The 15,283-nt window shown below is 71.2% G+C and carries 16 protein-coding genes; 10 read left to right on the top strand and 6 right to left on the bottom strand.

Annotated features, from left to right (window positions below; all coding sequences use genetic code 11):
• The gene (locus N912_RS49685; protein ID WP_051579710.1) at positions 1-675 is read left to right on the top strand and encodes a class I SAM-dependent methyltransferase; all 675 of its coding nucleotides are present in this window, start codon (positions 1-3) and stop codon (positions 673-675) included.
• Here the strand turns inward: N912_RS49685 and N912_RS0105605 are convergent.
• The gene (locus N912_RS0105605; protein WP_169747812.1) at positions 665-2,302 is read right to left on the bottom strand and encodes an ABC transporter substrate-binding protein; all 1,638 of its coding nucleotides are present in this window, start codon (positions 2,300-2,302) and stop codon (positions 665-667) included. The genes N912_RS49685 and N912_RS0105605 overlap by 11 nt on opposite strands.
• 226 nt (positions 2,303-2,528) lie before the next feature.
• On the opposite strand from N912_RS0105605, the gene N912_RS59965 reads away from it, so the two are divergent.
• The 8 genes from N912_RS59965 to N912_RS66940 all read left to right on the top strand — a co-directional run bounded on the left by N912_RS59965 (position 2,529) and on the right by N912_RS66940 (position 11,014).
• A complete protein-coding gene (locus N912_RS59965) occupies positions 2,529-3,476 on the top strand; it encodes an LLM class F420-dependent oxidoreductase (protein WP_051579708.1) in 948 nt (315 codons plus the stop codon).
• Positions 3,473-4,828 (top strand): transaminase, encoded by a 1,356-nt coding sequence (locus N912_RS0105595; RefSeq protein ID WP_028921669.1) that lies wholly within the window; start codon positions 3,473-3,475, stop codon positions 4,826-4,828. Before N912_RS59965 ends, N912_RS0105595 begins: the two co-directional genes overlap by 4 nt.
• Positions 4,809-6,152 carry a hypothetical protein gene (locus tag N912_RS0105590; RefSeq protein ID WP_028921668.1) on the top strand — a complete coding sequence of 448 codons (1,344 nt, stop codon included), beginning with the start codon at positions 4,809-4,811 and terminating at the stop codon, positions 6,150-6,152. Before N912_RS0105595 ends, N912_RS0105590 begins: the two co-directional genes overlap by 20 nt.
• Before the next feature lie 98 nt (positions 6,153-6,250).
• Positions 6,251-7,249: an ABC transporter permease gene (locus tag N912_RS0105585; protein WP_064745155.1), complete on the top strand. Its 999-nt coding sequence runs from the start codon at positions 6,251-6,253 to the stop codon at positions 7,247-7,249.
• The gene (locus N912_RS0105580) at positions 7,246-8,115 is read left to right on the top strand and encodes an ABC transporter permease (protein WP_037062853.1); all 870 of its coding nucleotides are present in this window, start codon (positions 7,246-7,248) and stop codon (positions 8,113-8,115) included. The genes N912_RS0105585 and N912_RS0105580 overlap by 4 nt, the downstream gene beginning before the upstream one ends.
• Positions 8,112-9,887, top strand: a complete 1,776-nt coding sequence (locus N912_RS0105575) for a dipeptide ABC transporter ATP-binding protein (protein ID WP_028921665.1) — start codon at positions 8,112-8,114, stop codon at positions 9,885-9,887. Before N912_RS0105580 ends, N912_RS0105575 begins: the two co-directional genes overlap by 4 nt.
• 429 nt (positions 9,888-10,316) lie before the next feature.
• Positions 10,317-10,769 (top strand): 2'-5' RNA ligase family protein, encoded by a 453-nt coding sequence (locus N912_RS61810; protein ID WP_156993178.1) that lies wholly within the window; start codon positions 10,317-10,319, stop codon positions 10,767-10,769.
• Positions 10,706-11,014, top strand: a complete 309-nt coding sequence (locus N912_RS66940) for a hypothetical protein (RefSeq protein ID WP_051579707.1) — start codon at positions 10,706-10,708, stop codon at positions 11,012-11,014. The genes N912_RS61810 and N912_RS66940 overlap by 64 nt, the downstream gene beginning before the upstream one ends.
• A gap of 54 nt (positions 11,015-11,068) precedes the next feature.
• On the opposite strand, the gene N912_RS0105560 is transcribed toward N912_RS66940, so the two are convergent.
• From N912_RS0105560 to N912_RS49670, 5 genes are all read right to left on the bottom strand, one after another.
• A complete protein-coding gene (locus tag N912_RS0105560; RefSeq protein ID WP_028921663.1) occupies positions 11,069-11,677 on the bottom strand; it encodes a TetR/AcrR family transcriptional regulator in 609 nt (202 codons plus the stop codon).
• Entirely contained in the window at positions 11,674-12,216 is a 543-nt protein-coding gene (locus tag N912_RS0105555) for a carboxymuconolactone decarboxylase family protein (RefSeq protein ID WP_028921662.1), read from the bottom strand. Before N912_RS0105555 ends, N912_RS0105560 begins: the two co-directional genes overlap by 4 nt.
• A complete protein-coding gene (locus N912_RS0105550; protein ID WP_028921661.1) occupies positions 12,213-13,055 on the bottom strand; it encodes an SDR family oxidoreductase in 843 nt (280 codons plus the stop codon). Before N912_RS0105550 ends, N912_RS0105555 begins: the two co-directional genes overlap by 4 nt.
• Positions 13,056-13,087: 32 nt before the next feature.
• Positions 13,088-13,852, bottom strand: a complete 765-nt coding sequence (locus tag N912_RS0105545) for an IclR family transcriptional regulator (protein ID WP_028921660.1) — start codon at positions 13,850-13,852, stop codon at positions 13,088-13,090.
• A 188-nt stretch (positions 13,853-14,040) separates the two neighbouring features.
• A complete protein-coding gene (locus N912_RS49670; protein WP_037062848.1) occupies positions 14,041-14,532 on the bottom strand; it encodes a universal stress protein in 492 nt (163 codons plus the stop codon).
• Positions 14,533-14,711: 179 nt separating this feature from the next.
• On the opposite strand from N912_RS49670, the gene N912_RS0105535 reads away from it, so the two are divergent.
• On the top strand, positions 14,712-15,278 hold the full coding sequence (locus tag N912_RS0105535; RefSeq protein WP_028921659.1) for a type 1 glutamine amidotransferase domain-containing protein: 567 nt from the start codon (positions 14,712-14,714) through the stop codon (positions 15,276-15,278).
• The last annotated feature ends 5 nt before the right edge of the window (positions 15,279-15,283 follow it).

Raw genomic sequence — 15,283 nt, 5'->3', positions numbered from 1 at the left:
ATGGCCACAGACATCCACGACCGACGCCTTCGCCGCGGCCGACGCTGGTGGGACCTGGTCAGCCCGGTCCACTCGTCGGCGGGCGGGTCGAGCACCCAGGCGACCGTACTGGCGCTCCGCTATCTCGATCTGAGGAAGGGCCACTCGGTGCTCGACCTCGGCTGCGGCAGCGGTGCCGCGCTGCCCACGCTGTCGGCGGCAGTCGGCCCGTCGGGTCGGGTCGTCGGCATCGACTACAGCCCCCGGATGCTTGCTCGTGCCGACGCGGTGCTCCGCGAGCGGGGAATCCAGAACGTCGAGTTGCGACGCGCCGACGCCACCCGCGTCGCGCTCGAACCCGCCTCTTTCGACGCCGCCTACGCCTGCGCGTCGATCAGCGCGATGCCCGACATACCCGCCGCCCTGACCACGGTGCGACGCGCGCTGCGGCCCGGCGGGCGGCTGTTCGTCTTCGACATGCGCCTGGTCCCACGCGGGTGGTCTACCCCACTGATCTGGCTAATCCAGGGAATCTACCGGGTCAGCGCGGGGTGGACGGGGGTCGACGTGCTCGACAGCGCACGAGACATCTTCGCCGAGGTGACGCTGCCCGACCTCCCCGGCAAGGAAGGCGTGGGCCAGCCGAGCGCGGGCTGGCCGCCGTACACCGTATTCGTCGCCACGGTCAGCCCTTGAGATAGACCTGTTCGAACTGGCCGTTGCCGAACGTCCGGCCGCCGAAGTCGTTCTTCGGCCAGCCGCCGGTCTTCTCGTTGTAGGCGTTCACCACGTTGGGAAAGAACGGAATGATCCAGCCGCCCCGGTCGAACTCCAGTTGGTACATCTGTTTGGTGATGTCGTCGCGTTTCGCAGGGTCCGTCGTGTGCTGCGCCTGCTCGTAGAGTGACTGGAGCTCCGACCGGGTCGCGGCGTCCATGTGGGTCAGGTCGCTGGAGCTCAGATCGGTGAGCGCGGTGAGCGTCTGGAAGTCGCCCTGCGCCGGCCACTTGTCCACGGAGAACTGCCAGGAGTGGAAGTTGGGGCCGAAGAGCGTTCCGGTGTCCACCTGACGGACCTTGATGTTGAAGCCCGCCTCGGCGGCGTTGTTGGCGAGCACCGTGCACATCGACACCGCTTCGGTGGACACCGGGCCGGCGACCAGTTCGAGTGGAACTCCGGCTTGGCCCGATTGTTTCAGCAGCGATTTCGCCTGTTCGATGTCGCGGTGCCGGGTCAGCTCGGCGGGATATCCCGGAGCGAACGGTTCGGGCAGGTCGTGGGCGACCACCCCGTGGCCGGACAAACACGACTGCAACGCCTGCTCGCGGTCGAGCGAAAGCCGCAGCGCCTGGCGGACGCGGACGTCGTTGAACGGGGGCGTGGCCATGTTCATGTAGATTCCGGTCCACGCCCCGGTCTTGGACTCCAGCAGTTTCAGCTCGCCCCGCTGCGCAACGGTGGGAATCTGCGCGTACTGGACCAGGTTGATCGCGTCGACCTGGCCGGTCACCAGGGCGTTGAGGCGGGCGGAGTCGTCGTTGACGACGTTGACCACGAGTTCGTCGACGTACGGCCTCGGGCCGAGGTCGGCGGGCGCGGGGGTGTCGCTGTCCTGCGCCGGGCCGGTGCCGTTCCAATAGTTTCCGAACCGTTCGAGCACCCATTGCCGGTTCGGGGTGAAGTTCTTGTACCTGAACGGGCCGGTGCCCACCGGGTTGTTCGGGTCGAAGCCGACCGGCACGATCTTGAACGGGCTGGCGAGCGTGGTGTGGAATGTCGAGCTGGGCCGCAGCAGCTTCATGCGCACCGTCCGCGCGTCGAGCTTCGTGAAGCCGCCCATGTCCACGAACGTCTTGAACTTCCCGACGGTGACCGCGCCGGGGAGGCTGAACGTCCGCTGGAACGTGAACACGATGTCGTCCGCGTCCAAGGTCTTGCCGTTGTGGAACTCGATGCCCTGCCGGAGGCGGATCGTCCATTCGTCGCCGGCGGCGTTCGACTCGATCGCCTCGGCCATCTGCAACGTGTACTTCATGTCGTTGGAGAAGTCCGCGAGCTGGCCGTACAGATTGCGCGCCATGAAGCTCACCGGCACGCTGTTGAGCAACATCGGATCGACGGTGTCGGAGCCTTTCGCGCCCCCGGTCGCCACCGTGAGGCGGCCTCCCCGGCGGGGCGGTCCGACCGGTTGTCGAGAACCGCCGCCGCAGGCGACCAGCACGCCACTCCCGGCGATCGCCGCGGCCGACACAAGAAACCTGCGCCGGTTCATTCCGGAACCACTATCTGAATTAGCCCGCACAAATGCCCCGCAATGCGACACGAGACCCCCACGACGTTGTGGCAGAGGTGATGCGGAGGTCATCAACTTCGGACGCACCAGAGGATGCCCTCGGCTGTTGTCCCTGTCAACAGGCGCTCCGACCTCGGCCGTCGCCGCGCGACCCCCGGCAGTCACCGCCGGCTGCCGGCCCGCTCGGACCGGCTCACCCTGTTGACAAGTACAACAGCGGAGAGGCATGCTTTTGCCGATCAAGGGAGGGCTCGTCTTGGACGACGGCCAACACAAAAAGGCCAGATTCTCCGTCGGCGTACCCAACAGCCCGGATGCGCTGGCGACGTTCGCCCGGCGGGCGGAGCGGTTGGGTTTCAGCGGGCTGTGGACGCAGGACACCTTGAGCGCCCAGAGCTTCTCGCTCGACGGACTGCACGTCCTGTCCTTTATGGCGGCGGCCACGGAACGAATCGGTCTCGGCATTTCGGTGCTGTATTCCGGCCGGCGAAACCCCGCCGTTCAGGCGCGTGAGCTCGCCACCATCGACCAGCTTTCCGGGGGGCGCCTGACGGTCGGTCTCGGCGTCGGCAACGACTATCACCGGGAAACGCTGGAATCCCTGGGAATTCCCGTCGACCGGCCGGTACGGCGCCTGGTCGAAGGAATCGACGTCATGCGGGCATTGTGGCGCGAGGACGCGGCCAGCTATCGGGGCGAGATCTACTCGTTCTCCGATGTCCGGTCCCAGCCCAAACCGGCGCGGCCCGCCGGTCCGCCGATCTGGATCGGTGCCCGGTCGGCGCCGGCGTTGCGGCGGGCGGTGCGCATCGCGGACGGCTGGACCGGCGCCGGGCCGGTGTCGACCCAGGACTTCCTCGAGCAGCTCGCGGTGGTCCGGGAGGCCTTGGACGAGCAGGGGCGGGACCGGTCCGGCTTCACGGTGTCGAAGGGCGTGTACCTGGCGGTCGAGGACGACGTGCCGACAGCGCGTGAGCGGCTGGTCCAGACCTTCGACAGGGCGTTCGCCGCGAACCCGGTCTACGACGCCGCCGGCATGGCCGATCGGGTGGCCGTGTTCGGGCCGCCCGAGCACTGCGCGGAGCAGCTTCGGGTGCTGGTGGACGCGGGTGTGGACGAGCTGATCCTGCACGCGAGGTACGACGAGCTGGCCCAGCTCGAACGGTTCCCGGAGGTGGTCGCGGCGCTGGAGCGTTCGCGATGAACGTCCAAGGAGTCGACCCCGGCCGGGTGGCCGCGCTGCTCGAACGCGAGCGCGCGGCGTGGGTCGAGGCCAGGCCGAAGGCCCGCGCCCTGCACGAGCGGGCACGGCGCTCCCAGGTGCACGGCACGCCGCACCCGTGGGTCGCGCAGTTCCCGCCGCCGGTGCCGCTGGTCGTCGAGCGGGCCGCCGGCGCGCGGCTCCACGACACCGACGGGCACGAGTACGCGGACTTCGGGCTCGCCGCCACCTCGGCGCTGTGGGGGCACACCCATCCGGCGGTGGTCGCCGCCCTGCGCGACCAGCTCGACCGGGGCACCGTCACGATGTGGCCGCACGAGGACCAGGTGTGGGTCACCGAGGCGTTGGGCCAGCGGTTCGGGCTGCCGTTCTGGCAGTTCACGGTGTCCGCGACGGACGCGAACCGGTTCGCGCTGCTGGTCGCGAAGGCGTGCACCGGCCGGCGCCGGATCCTGGTGTTCAACCGGGCCTACCACGGGGCGGTCGACGAGGCGCACGCCGTGCTCACCCCGGACGGCGTGGCCCGCACCCCCGGGGTCGACCCGCACGGCGCGGACATCTCCGAGACCACGAGGGTGGTGGAGTTCAACGACCTGGGCGCGCTGGAACGCGAGCTCGCGCACGGCGATGTCGCGGCCGTCCTCGCGGAGCCGGTGCTGACCAACGGCGGCGCGGTGATCTGGCCCGAGCCAGGCTTCCATCGGGGCCTGCGCGAGCTCACCCGCCGCTGCGGAACGCTGCTGGTCATCGACGAGACGCAGACCATCCCGGCCGGCCCCGGCGGGTGCACCCGCGAGTTCGGCCTGCGGCCCGACATCATCACCATGGGCAAGTGGCTCGCCGGCGGCATCCCGGCCGGCGCCTACGGCATGACCGACGAGGTCGCGGCCGGGGCGGCCCGCTACACCGAGGTGGGCGACGGCGGGCTGGGCAGCACCCTGGTCGGCGGGGTGCTCGCGGTGCGAGCCATGCGCGCGGTGCTCGAACACGTCATGACCGAACAGGCCTACGCGGTGATGGACGGGCTGGCGCAGCGCTACGAGAAGGCGGTGGGCGCGGTCATCGACGAGCACGAGCTGCCGTGGCACGTGGCCCGCCTCGGCGGGCGCGTCTCCTACGCGTTCCTGCCCCGGCCGCCCCGCAACGCCGGCCAGATGTACCCGCAGGTGGGCTCCGAGCTGCGCCGGGCGCTCTGGCTCTACCTGGCCAACCGGGGGATCGTGCTCAACGGCATGAGCGGGGCCGCGCTGTTCTCGCCGCTGACCGCCGAGGCCGACGTGGACCTGCACAACCGGCTGTTCGCGGAGGTCATCGATGAGCTCGCCGAACGCTGAGCCGACCGGCCCGTTCACCGCCGAGGAGACGCGGCGGCTGCGCGCGGACATCGACCGGCTGCGCGCGCCCGGCGCGTACCGGCCGGGGCGCTGGTCGGTCTCGCCGCTCAACCGCGACCCGGAGGTCACCGGCCCGGTCCCGGAGCGCATCCGGCTGCGCGACACGACCCTGCGCTCGGCCGGCACCATGCCGGGCGTGTTCGCCCCCCGCGAGGACACGCACGCCTTCCTGCGCGCGCTGGTGGCCTCCGGGGTGCCCTCGATCGTCACCGCCGGGCTGTCCGGGCGCGCCGACGACGAGGTGCGCGAGGACCTGGCCGCCATCGAGGCGGCCAACCCCGACTGCGTCGCCGTCTGCCCGTTCGTGACCACCACCGACGACGCGGACCGGGCGCATCGCCTCGGCTACCACGCCGTCCAGATCCCGGTGGCCGGGTTCGGGCCGGCCTCGCTGATCTACGAGTCGTCCATCTACCCGATGGCCTGGCAGGGCCGGGACTGGCGCCGCGCGGTCACGGCGCGCGAGCGCGCGGACTTCGTGGCACGGGCCGCCACCGTCGTGGCCCATGCCCGCGGGTCGGGGCTGCGCGTGATCGCCTCGACGATGATGGTGTCGTTCGCGTCACCGGAGATGCTGGCGGAGACGGTGACCCGGCTCGGCGCGGCGGGCGCTGGCGAGATCACGCTGTTCGACGGCCCTGGTTCGCTCGGGCCCGAGGCGTTCGCGCGGCTGGTCCGCGACGTGAAGTCGGCCGCCCCGGACGTCGAGGTCGGCCTGCATCCGCACAACGCCTTCGGCCTCGCGGTCGCCTGCGCGGTCGCCGCCGCGAACGCGGGGGCCGACGTGGTGGAGGCGTCGGTCAACGGCTACTGCGGTGGCCCCGGCAACGCGGACCTGGCGGTCACGGCCGCGGCGTTCGAGGCGGTTTACGGCGTCCGCACCGGCATCCGGCTCCAAGCGCTGACCGCGCTGGCACGAAGCGCGGAGGAGCTGACCGGCTATCGGGTGGCCTGGAACCATCCGATCACCGGGACCGACACGTTCTGCTGGGGCGGCGGCGACTGGATCGCCCAGGAAACCGAGATCGACCCGTTGCTGCACAACAGCATCGAGCCGGCCTTGGTCGGCAACGCGCGCCTCCTGCCGCTGACACCGCAGAGCGGGGCCTATGCAATGGCGGCCACCCTGCGGCGGCTGGGCGTGGACGTCGACCCGGTGAATGTCCCCGCCGTCCTTCGCCGCTGCCAGGAGGAGTCGCGCGCGCGGCGGCGCCTTCTCAGCGACGAGGAAATTCGCGAAATCGCGCGCCATTCGCACCGGTAATACGAGTGTTGACAATGACAACAGCGGAGATGCATTCTCTGGGCATCTGATGTGTGTAAACGTACGTCAGACAACCACCACAAGGCCAGGGAGGCTTCATGCCCGACCCGGTCGACCCCCCGTCCTCGGCCGGCGTCCTCCGGCGGCAGCTGTGGATCGTGCGCCGGCTGGTGCTCGGGTTGGTCACCCTGCTGTTGGTCTCGATCCTGGTGTTCGTCGCGACGCAGGTGCTGCCCGGCGACCCCGCCCGCGCCGTGCTCGGCCACGACGCGACGCCGGACCGGGTCGCGCTGCTGCGCGAGCACCTCGGCCTGGACCGCCCGCTGGCCGTCCAGTACCTGAGCTGGCTGGGCGACCTGTTGCGGGGCAACCTCGGCGACTCCCTGGTGACCCAGGAGTCGGTGGCCCGGCTGATCGGCGACCGGACCGTCAACTCCGCGATCCTGGTGCTGCTCTCGGCCGCGATCGGCGTCCCGCTGGCGACGTTCGTCGGGGCGGTGTCCGGCCGCCGCCGTGACCGGTGGTTCGATCACACCGTGCTCGCGGCGGCGCTGGCGCTGACCGCGCTGCCGGAGTTCATCATCGCCCTGATCCTGGTGATCCTCTTCGCCACCACGGCGTTCCAGCTGCTGCCCGGCACCGTGCTGCTGTTCCCCGGCCAGAACCCGCTGAGCAACGTCACCCAGCTGATCCTGCCGGTCGCCGCGCTGGTGCTGGGCATCCTGCCGTACCTCGCGCGGCTGGTGCGGGGCTCGGTGATCGACGTCTACCAGTCGGAGTACGTGCGCAACGCCCGGCTCAAGGGCGTCTCCGAGCCGGTGGTGCTGCGCCGGCACGTGCTGCGCAACGCGCTCGTGCCCGCGATCCAGGGCACCGCGCTGGCCCTGGCCTTCCTCACCGGGGGCGTGGTGATCATCGAGCAGGTGTTCAACTACCCCGGGCTGGGCAGCGCGCTGGTGGACGCGGTGAACAACCGCGACCTGCCGGTGATCCAGGTGATCTGCCTGATCTTCGCGGCGTCGTATGTGGTGTTCAACCTGCTCGGCGACGTGCTGACCGTGTTCGTGACGCCTCGGCTGAGGACGGCGGGCGCATGACGCGGGCCGCCGCGCCGCCGCCGCCGACCAGCGCACTGGTCCTGCGCCGTTGCCTGCGCGAGCCCCGGATGCGGGTGGGCATGGCGCTGACCGGCTCGCTGCTGCTGATGATCGTGCTCGGCCCGCTGCTCGCGGCGCACGCGGAGGGCGACATCGTCGGCGCGCCGTACACGCCGCCGTCGCCCGGGTCCCCGCTCGGCACCGACTACCTGGGCGAGGACGTGCTCTCCCGGGTGCTCGAGGGCGGCGGCAGCATTGTGTGGATCTCCTGCGTCGGGACGCTCATCGGCACCGTGGTCGGCGCCGCGATCGGGATGCTCGCCGCCTACAGCGGTGGCCTGCTGGACGAGCTGCTGATGCGCGCGATGGACGTGCTCAGGGCGTTCCCGCCGCTGGTGCTCATCCTGCTGCTGGTCTCGATGGTCAGGGCGGGGACCGGCCTGATGCCGCTGATCGTGGCCATCGCGTGGGTGCCCCAGGTCGTGCGGATCACCTACGGCGCCGCGCGCGAGGTGGTGACCCGCGAGTTCGTCGAGCTGGCCGAGACGCTCGGGGCACCGAGGCGCTGGATCGTGCGGCGCGAGGTGCTGCCGAACATCATGACTCCGCTGATGGTCGACTTCGGGCTGCGGCTGACCTGGTCGGTCGGCATCGTGACGGCGATGAGCTTCCTGGGCGTGGGCCTGCAGCCACCCACGGCGGACTGGGGGCTGATGATCAAGGAGAACTACCAGGGGCTGACGCTGCAGCCGTGGGGCGTGGTGGTCCCTGTCGTCTGCGTGGCGGTGTTCACGTTCGGCACGAACCTGATGGCCGAGGGGCTGTCCAGGGCCGTCGCGCGGATCGACCCGAAGGCGGAGTCGTGACGACGGCGCTGGTCAAGGGGCTGCGCGTGGACCTGGACGGTCGCGGCGCGAACGTGGTCGACTGCATCGACTTCACGGTGGACAGCGGCCAGGTGCTCGGCCTGGTCGGCGAGTCGGGGTCCGGGAAGAGCACGGTGGGCGTCGCGCTGCTCGGCGACACCCGGCCGGGGGCGCGCATCGTCGACGGCAGCGTGCTCATCGACGGGCGGGAGGTGGTCGGGCTCGCGCACGAGAAGCTCTCCGCGCTGCGCGGCAGCACCGTCAGCTACGTGCCGCAGGACCCGTCGAGCGCGCTGAACCCGGCGCTGCGGATCGGGCGCCAGCTCGACGAGCTGTTCGAGTTCCACGAGCCGGGCCTGTCCGCCCCGGCCAGGCGGGACCGGACGGCGGCCACGCTGGACGAGGTCGGGCTTCCCGCCGACGAGGCGTTCCTGGCGCGGTTCCCGCACCAGCTCTCCGGCGGCCAGCAGCAGCGGGTGTCGCTGGCGATGGCGTTCCTGCTGCGCCCGAAGATGATCGTGCTCGACGAACCGACCACCGGGCTGGACGTCACGACCCAGGCGCGGGTGCTGCGCACCGTGCGCGAGCTGTGCGCCAACCACCGGGTCGCGGCGCTGTACGTCACCCACGACATGGCGGTGGTGGCCGGCCTGGCGCACCGGATCCTGGTCATGTACGCGGGCCGGATCGTCGAGGCCGGCACCAACGCCGAGATCTTCGAGCACGCCGTGCACCCGTACACCCGCGCCCTGATCGCGGCGGTCCCCGTGGTGTCCGAGCGCCGCGCGCTGGCCGCGATCCCCGGCGACACCCCGCTGCCGGGCCGGCGTCCCTCCGGGTGTGCGTTCCACCCGCGATGCCCGGACGCGGTCGCCGCCTGCCCGACCCGGGAACCGGAGCCCGTCGAGATCGGCCCGGGGCACACGGCGAGATGCCTGCGCGCGTCCGAACTGGCGGCCAGGCCGGCGCGGCGTGCCCCACTGACCGCGCCGTCGCCGGACACGGGCGGGGAGGACCCGCTGCTGCGCGTCTCCGGGCTGGACGCCTTCCACGGCAGGCGCCAGATCCTGCACGAGGTGTCGTTCGAGCTGGCGCCCCGCGAGTGCCTGGCGCTGGTCGGTGAGTCCGGCAGCGGCAAGACGACCCTGGCCAGGGCCGTCATCGGTCTGCATCGCCGCTACCGAGGCGCGATCAGCCTCCGGGGGGAGGAGCTGGCGCGCCGGTCGCGGGACCGGCCGCTCGCGGCGCGGCGGGCGATGCAGTACGTCTTCCAGAGCCCGTACAACTCGCTCAACCCTCGGCGGCCGATCGGCGAGATCCTGGCCGACCCGCTGGCGATCCTGTTCGGCACCCGGGGTGCGCAGGCCCGGACGCTGGTCGCCGAGGCGCTCGAACGGGTCTCGCTGTCGCCCAGCCTGGCCGCCAGCTACCCCAACCAGCTCTCCGGTGGGGAACGGCAGCGGGTCGCGATCGCCCGCGCGCTGGTCTGCAGGCCCGAGGTCCTGATCTGCGACGAGATCACCTCGGCGCTCGACGTGTCCGTCCAGGCCTCGATCGTCGCGCTGCTTCAACGCCTGCGCGCCGAGGAGGGGCTGGCGCTGCTGTTCGTGACGCACAACCTCGCGCTGGTCCGGACCGTCGCCGACAACGTGATCGCGATGCGGGAGGGCCGGCTGGTGGAGCGCGGGCCCGTCGACGACGTGCTGGAGCGACCGGCGGACCCCTTCACCCGCGCGCTGGTCGAGGCCAGCATGCCCGCCGGCTTCGAGTGAACGCGCGCCGCTCGCTGGACTTGGCGGTCTTGAATACTATGTCGACAGCTCCCGGTACAACACCTGAAGCGCCTCCTCGGCGAGCTTCCGCCAGTTGCACGGCTAAATCTTTCCGCAGCTCGCGCAGACGTCATCCGGCTTCGCGTGCACATGTTCGTTGAGCAGGGGCTCGACATACCCCTCATGTGCCAAGAAGTCGATGAATTCGCTCAGCCGTTCCATGCGGATGTCCCGCGCGCCGCGGCTCACACAGGAACTCAAGCGAAGACCAGATCGTCAGTCCACCGCGGCTGCTCCGCGCCAACGCTGCATTGCTTGGGCCGTCTCGAATACTCGAGCTGCTGGACGAGCTGATTCCGCCGCTCATCGGTCGCTACGAGAAAGAAGGACCGCAGCGCCTTGTGCCAGAGGGACGCGTACGCTCGTGCCGTGACCGCATTCCCTGCCGATCCACCGGCCCTCCTCGACGATGCCGAGACCATCAAGGCCCATGACTGGCAGGCGTACCGGCAGCTGGACCAGATGGAAAACCACTGGAACCGGCCCGGCTGGAAATCTGGCCAGCGCTCTTATCACTGGATGCTCACGTTCGCCAATGCCGAGAACGTTCGCCAAATTGCGAAACACTGTCAGGTCCAGCTGCAATCCACCGAGCTTGACCTGGTACCGTTGGATACCCTGCATGTGACAATTGGCCGGCTTGGTTTCGTCGAGGAAATGACGGCTGACGAGGCACGCGCGGCAGCAAATGAGGCCAGGGTGTCGCATCTGATGCGCTCGCACCTTTTCCGCTCACCATCGGACCGCTCGCTGGCTCCATGGGCGCGGTCCGCTTCAGTCTTTACCCATGGACGGAACTGGTCGAGCTTCACCGGTTCCTGACCAACGCAACACGTGCGGTCCGTGGTGATCACTGCCCGATGGACACGCGCCAGTTCCGACCGCATTTGAGCATCGCCTACGCCAACACGACAGTACCAATAATGTCCATCCTTCCGAGGATCGAGCAACTCCGAACCTTGCCCACCGAGGCCAGTTCTATTACGTCGGTTGAGCTTGTGGAATTGCGACGGGAGGAGCGAGCCTATCGCTTCGATGTCCTGGACAGCCTCCAACTTGGCGGGTAGGAGGCGTGTGCGTCAGGGACCGCGCCGAGCTGGGCCAACCTCGCGGAATCGGTTCTAGGGATCGCGGGCGAGCAGCTGGGCCGCGAGGGTGACGATCGGCTCGCGCAGCCCGGGCAGCCCGGCCGGGTCGTCCTCCACGAACCGGGCGGTGACCAGGGAGACCAGGGTCGCGACCAGGGCCTCGCAGGCGAAGCGTTCGCGCTCGGTGCGGGCTCCGACGATCTCGGCGAGCCCGTCGATGAACCGCCGCTGCAGCGCCAGGCGGCGGCGCATCGCCTCGGGGCCGGCGGCGTAGGTCTCGATCAGGAACAGCCGGGCGGTCGCGGGCTCGGCGGCCAGCGCGTCGAGGTAGGCGCCGACGATCCTGTCCAGTTGCTGGACGGGGGTGCCGCCTCCCGGGCGTGCCGGGGCCAGCGCGGCGGCGAGCCGCTCGATGGCGGCCTCCAGTGCGGCGACGAAGCAGTCCTGCTTGGAGGCGAACTGCTGGTAGAACGTCTCCCGGGAGACGCCGGCGCGCTTGATGATGTCGGCGACGACGGTCCCGGCGTAGCCGTTGTCGGTCATGGCGTCGGCCATCCCGCGCAGGATGCGCGAGCGCTGGGCGGCGGCCACCTCCTCGCGGCTGAGCTTGTGCCGTCCGCGAGGCAGCGAAGTAGTTGTCATCGGCGTACCCGGTCGGGCTCGATTCGCAGCGTGGTGAGGAACGTGGCCAGCATGTCATAGTGCCCGACCAGCAGCAGGAACTCGATCGCTGCCGGTTCGTCGAGGTGTCCGCGCAGCGCGTCCCAGGCCTGGTCATCGAGGTCGTGGGCGGCCAGCAGCGCGTCCGCCGCGGCCAGCAGCGCCCGTTCCCGGGGCGTCCATCCGGCGGCGTCGGGCCCGGCCTCGACCCGCCTCAGCTCGTCGGGGGTGAGGCCGGCGCGGCGGCCCAGCCGACGGTGGTGCGCCGTCTCGTAGGCGCAGCCGCGCAGGTGTGCCACCCGGAGGATGACCAGCTCGGTGTCCCGGCGCGGCAGGGCACCGCCGGGCATCAGCCGGCCGGCGAACCGCAGCCAGCCGCGAAAGAGCCGGTGCTGGCGGCCCATGGTGAGGAACAGCTTCGGCGGCTCGGTGCCGGTGACCAGCCCGCCGATCCTGGCCAGCGTCCAGGCGAAGGGTCCGGCCCCGGTGATCCCGCCGGGGGCGATCCGGGGGACCGTCACGACACCACCGGCAGCGCACGCCGCATCGCCACGCCCAGCGCCCGCATGGCCGCCACGTACAGCGGCGGGCACAGCCGCTGCGCCAGGTGCACGAGCCTGATGTCCGCCGACGTGTACACCAGGTAGCGGTTCTTGCGGATGCCCTTAACGATCGCCCGGGCCGCCGCCTCCGGGGTGACCGCGTGCCGGCGGAACCGCTCCAGCGCCCGGCGCAGCTCGGGGCCGTCCCGGTCCACGCCGACGATCTCCACGGTCTCGGTCAGCGGCGTCCGCACCGCGCCAGGGCAGACCAGGCTGACGCCGATCCGGTGTTCCCTCAGGTCGAACCGCAGCACCTCGGACACCCCGCGCAGGCCGAACTTGCTCGCGCTGTACGCGGCGTGCCAGGGCAGCCCGAACAGGCCGGCGGCCGACGAGACGTTCACCAGGTGGCCGCCGCGACCGGCCCGGATCATCGGCGGCACGAACGTCTCGATCACGTGGATCGGCCCCATCAGGTTGACCTCGACCAGCTTGCGCCAGTGCCGGTGGGTGAGCCTGTCCACGGTGCCCCACGTCGACACCCCCGCGATGTTCATCACCACGTCCACGCTCCCGACGCGGGCGTGCACCTCGTCGGCCAGGGCCTGGACCTGGGTCAGGTCGGACACGTCGAGCGCGCCGTGGTGTCCCACCGCGCCGCCGGCGGCCACCACCGCCTCGGCGGTCGCGGCCAGGCCGTCCGGGTCGAGGTCGGTGAGGTACAGCTCGGCCCCCTGCCGCGCTGCCAGCAGCGCGGTGGCCCGCCCGATGCCGCTGGCCGCGCCGGTGACCAGAACCCGCTTGCCGGTCAGCTCCACGGCCGGACCCTATCTGCGAACATTTTTGTTCGTCAATAAGGATCCTCGGCCTCCGCCAGGGCGCGGGAGATGCCGGCCGCCGCGGTCCGCACCGCCGGCCGCATCCGGTCGGCGGTGTCGGGGGAGGAGTGCACCACCAGCGACAGCGCCGCCACCGTGCGCCGGCGGGAGTCCAGGATCGGCGCGGCCACCGAGACCGCCCCCGGGGTCAGCTCCTCCACGCAGGTGGCGATCCCGGTGCGGCGGACGTCGCCGAGCACCCGCCCCAGCGTGCCCGGCCTGATGATCGTGTTCGGGGTGAACCGCCGCAGGCCCGCGCGCATCACCCGCTCCTGCAGCGCGGGCGGCGCGAACGCCAGCAGCACCTTGCCCGCGCCGGTCGGGTGCAGCGGCAGCCGCTCGCCGATGTGGGTCGGGACCCGGATCGAGCGCCGGCCGAAGAACTTCTCCACGTAGAGCACCTGGGCGTCGCGCAGCACCGCGAGGTGCACGTTCTCCCGGGTGGCCTCGTAGAGGTCCTGCATGAACGGCCGGGCGATCTCGCGCAGGGTCCGCGACCGCGGCGACAGCGAACCGATCTCCCACAGCCGCATCCCGACGCGGTACCGGCCGTCCTCCAGCTTGTCCAGCGCGCCCCACTCGACCAGCTCGGCGAGCAACCGGTGGGCGGTCGCGGCCTTGAGGCCGGTGACCCGGCAGATCTCCACCAGCCGCAGCCTCGGCCGGTCGGGCGAGAACGCCCCGAGGATGGCGAATGCCTTGCTCATCACCGACGGCCCCGGCGTGCGCTGCGACACCCAAACACACTGGCAGCCGCGCCCCGCACGGGTCAACGAACCGCGCGCCCCCGGCGGAACGACTCGAACCATTCGTTGCTGGGCCGCTGGTACCGCAACACGACGGCGGGCATCACCCACAGCAGTGCATTTGGTACCACGGTTCCCTCGACCACGGGCCCGGCATAGGGCGCGGGCGCCCCCTCGGGTTACTCCTCGCTCTCCGTCGGCTCGGGGGTCGGGACGTCGTCGACCGGCACCAGCAGCACCGGGCAGCGCGCGTGGTGCACGCAGTGCTGGACGACCGAGCCGGCGATGGCCCCGGCGATCGCGCCGCGAGACTTGTTGCCGAGCACCAGCAGCTCGGCGTCCGAGGCGCGCTCCAGGAGCACGTCGCGCGGGTTCCCGCCCTCGACGGTCGGTGTCACGGCGTCGCCGTCGGAGCCAGGGGGCAGGTCCTCGAGCGCCTCGTCGAGCCAGTGCCAGGCCTGCGCCTCCAGGTCGGCGTCCGAGGTCAACGGCACCATGCCGCTGCCGTCGGGGGCGGCCATGGTGGACGGTAGCCGCCACACCGCCACCGCGTTGACGCGGGCGGGAGCGGGCGTGTGCTGGGCGTACCGCGTCGCCCAGCGCAACGCCGCTCGGGACGCCTCGGTTCCGTCGATGCCCACCACGATGGTGGCGTGATCGGGCGTGCTCATCTGACATTCACCCCTTTCGGCCGCTCACGGCCTGCCGGGGTGCGGGTACCCGGGCCGGCGCCCGTCACACCCGAGGCGGCGGAGGTTTGGCCGCCGTCCCGCCGGGGATGGGGCTCGGCGCCTGCCGCGCCGGGGCTGACCCCGGGTTTGGTCGCATGCCGTGCGGGTAGCTGCCCGGCATGGCTGATGAGACACACGTGCTGGAGAACCGCAGGGTCGCCTTCCTGGCCGCTCCGGAAGGGGTCGAGCAGGTTGAGCTGACCGAGCCCTGGAAGGCGGTCCAGCGGGCCGGCGGCACGCCCGAGCTGGTGTCCACCGACCGGGGCGAGATCCAGGCGTTCCACCACCTGGACAGGGCCGACCGGTTCGCCGTCGACCGCCTCGCCTCCGAGGCGAGCAGCGACGACTACGACGCACTGGTGCTGCCCGGCGGGGTGGCGAACCCGGACTACCTCCGTACCGACCCCGACGCGGTCGCCTTCGCGCGCGGGTTCTTCGAGCTGGGCAAGCCGGTCGCGGTGATCTGCCACGGCCCGTGGACCCTGATCGAGGCGGGCGTGGTCGCCGGCCGGCGGCTCACCTCGTGGCCCAGCCTGCGCACCGACCTGCGCAACGCCGGGGCCGAGTGGGTCGACGAGGAGGTGGTCACCGACCGCGGCCTGGTGAGCAGCCGCAAGCCCGACGACCTGCCGGCGTTCTGCGCCACGCTGGTCGAGGAGTTCGCCTCGGCGGTGTCGCCCGCCTAGCGGCG

Origin of the sequence: Actinospineispora acaciae DSM 45401 (assembly GCF_000620785.1) — a bacterium.
GTDB classification, from domain to species: Bacteria; Actinomycetota; Actinomycetes; order Mycobacteriales; family Pseudonocardiaceae; genus Pseudonocardia; species Pseudonocardia acaciae.
The sequence above is the reverse complement of the archived record's forward strand: the minus strand, read 5'-3'. Positions and strand labels throughout refer to the sequence as shown.